The sequence below is a fragment of the Longimicrobium sp. genome (genome assembly GCF_036280135.1).
Lineage (GTDB): Bacteria > Gemmatimonadota > Gemmatimonadetes > Longimicrobiales > Longimicrobiaceae > Longimicrobium.
Window position 1 is genome coordinate 1 of the sequence record NZ_DASURI010000715.1, and the last position, 2,290, is coordinate 2,290.

3 protein-coding genes are annotated in these 2,290 nt (G+C 72.2%); 1 reads left to right on the forward strand and 2 read right to left on the reverse strand.

All coding sequences use genetic code 11. The features are described 5' to 3' along the window. A partial coding sequence (locus VFZ20_RS23010) for an MFS transporter (RefSeq protein ID WP_329686301.1) occupies nucleotides 1-485 on the reverse strand: 485 nt, incomplete at its 3' end. 201 nt (nucleotides 486-686) lie between these two features. On the opposite strand from VFZ20_RS23010, the gene VFZ20_RS23015 reads away from it, so the two are divergent. Then, nucleotides 687-1,706, forward strand: a complete 1,020-nt coding sequence (locus tag VFZ20_RS23015) for a M23 family metallopeptidase (protein ID WP_329686302.1) — start codon at nucleotides 687-689, stop codon at nucleotides 1,704-1,706. 153 nt (nucleotides 1,707-1,859) lie between these two features. Here the strand turns inward: VFZ20_RS23015 and VFZ20_RS23020 are convergent, their stop codons facing one another. Further along, nucleotides 1,860-2,138, reverse strand: a complete 279-nt coding sequence (locus VFZ20_RS23020; protein WP_329686303.1) for a hypothetical protein — start codon at nucleotides 2,136-2,138, stop codon at nucleotides 1,860-1,862. Between the last annotated feature and the right edge of the window lie 152 nt (nucleotides 2,139-2,290).

Genomic DNA, 2,290 nt, shown 5'->3' on the forward strand with positions numbered 1-2,290 from the left:
CCCGACGCCAGCAGGGGCCCCACGACGGCGCCGGAGTGGTCCGCCGCGCGATGGAGGCCGAACGCGGCGCCGCGCTGGCCCTCGGGAATGGACTCGGCCAGGAGCGCGTCGCGGGGCGCCGTGCGCAGCCCCTTGCCCACGCGGTCCAGCAGGCGGATGGCCATCACCTGCCACGCCGCCGTCACGAGCGCGATCAGGGGCCGCGCCACGGACGCGATGCCGTAGCCCGCCACGGTCAGCGGCTTGCGGCGCCCCGTGCGGTCCGCCAGCCGCCCGCTGACGAGCTTGAGCAGGCTGGACGCGCTCTCCGCCGCGCCCTCGATGAGCCCCACGAACGCCGCGCCGGCGCCCAGCGTGCCCGTGAGGAACAGGGGCAGCAGGGGGTAGATCATCTCGCTGGCGGCGTCGTTGAGGAACGAGGCGACGCTCAGCCACAGGACGTTGCCGCGCAGCAGCCCGGGCGCGCGGGCGCGAGGCCCGCTCACGGCGAAACCGCCCGGCCGCCGGCCGCGTACGGGCCCCCGCGACGCGCGTGCGAGGTCATGGGCGCAACCCCTCGTCCCGCCGGGCCGGGCCGCGCGCGGGACGTCGTTTCAGGCGGACTGGACATGGATGCGGGTGGCGCGTTGCACGAGGGACCGTTCATCTTACCCCTCACGATCCCACACCGACGACTGGAGAGCAAGATGGCAGTGAGATGGATGCGTGGCGCGGCCGCCGCGCTGGCCCTGGCGGCCGCCGTTCCCGCGGCCGCGCAGCAGGCCGATTCCGTGGCGATGGCGCGCGGCCGCCAGTACACGCACTGGCTGTACGCGGGCCAGCTGGACAGCCTGTACGCGCGCTTTTCGCCACAGATGCGGACGGCCATTCCCAGCGTGGACCAGCTGGCGACGTTCCAGCAGCGCATCCAGGAGCAGGCGGGGATGGAAGCCGAGGTGCTGGGTGAGCGCATCCTGGACCCCTCGCCCGCGCCGGGACTGGACGTGTACGTCCGCGGCGTGCGTTTTTCCAACGCGCCCATGCAGTTCGACGTCGTGTTCGCCATGGACAGCGCGGGTGTCATCCAGGGCTTCAGCGTGCGTCCGCAGCAGCGGGGGCAGCAGGCCGCGCCCAGCCAGTTCCTGGAGTACCAGACCAAGACGCCGCTGCGCCTGCCGTTCCAGGGCGACTGGTACGTGTTCTGGGGCGGCCGCACCGTGGAGCAGAACTACCATGCCGCCACCCGCGACCAGCGCTTTGCGTACGACCTCGTGGTGATGCGCGACGGCAGCTCGCACACGGGTGACGGGCGGCAGCTGGAGCAGTACTACTGCTGGGGACAGCCCCTCCTGGCGCCCGGCGCGGGCACGGTGGTCACGGCCCTGGACAGCCTGCCCGACCAGCAGCCGGGGCAGATGGACGCGAGCCACCCGGCCGGCAACCACGTGGTCGTGGATCACGGCAACGGCGAGTTCTCGCTGATGGCGCACATGCGGCGCGGCAGCGTGGCCGTGCGCCCCGGTCAGACGGTGACGGCGGGGCAAAAGGTGGGGGAGTGCGGCAACAGCGGCAACACGAGCGAGCCGCACCTGCACTACCACCTGCAGAACGGCCCCGCGTTCGGCCAGGCGGAGGGGCTGCCGGCGCAGTTCAACAGCTACGTGGCGGATGGCCAGCCCGTCTCCCGCGGCGAGCCCGTGAAGGGCCAGACCATCCGCGCGCAGTAGATCGGACGGAGAGCGGATCGGGCACCACGCGGCGGGCGGCGGGAAGCCGACCGTCCTCCGCTCGACCGCGTCCGCCCGACGCACGAAGCCCCGCCGCGATGGATGTCGCGGCGGGGCTTCGCGTATGTCGTCTCGTCGTATGTAGGGTGTGGCTCAGTCGATCAGCAGGAGGGCGATGACGACGCCCAGGGCGATGGCCGCGACGGTGTACCACCAGTTGCTGCTGCCGATCTGCGCGCCTTCGCGCTCCGCCTCGGCGACGGCCACGCGCTGACGGATCTCGTCGCGGCTCACGAAGATGCTGGGGGCCTGCGCGGTGGTGACGACGGCGCTCTGCGCCTGCACGGACGCGGAGGGCGCCGCGGACTCCTGCGCGGCGGCGGGGGTGACGGCCAGCGCGAGCGCGGCCGCGAGAACCAGGGCCTTCTTCATCTGCACACCTCCAAACGGAGTGGATGACGACGCCCGGCCGGGTCTTGCCGGCGGGCTGCCGCGCCCACAAGCAAACTCCGTGCTTCACCCCAACCGATTGAAAAGATTTTTCTCACGCAGAGCCGCAGAGGACGCAGAGTACTTCATCTCGG

Bases quoted from the DNA above. Each gene is read 5' to 3' on its own strand.
- VFZ20_RS23015 (WP_329686302.1), top strand. From the start codon at position 687: ATGGCAGTGAGATGGATGCGTGGCGCGGCCGCCGCGCTGGCCCTGGCG.
- VFZ20_RS23020 (WP_329686303.1), bottom strand. From the start codon at position 2,138: ATGAAGAAGGCCCTGGTTCTCGCGGCCGCGCTCGCGCTGGCCGTCACC.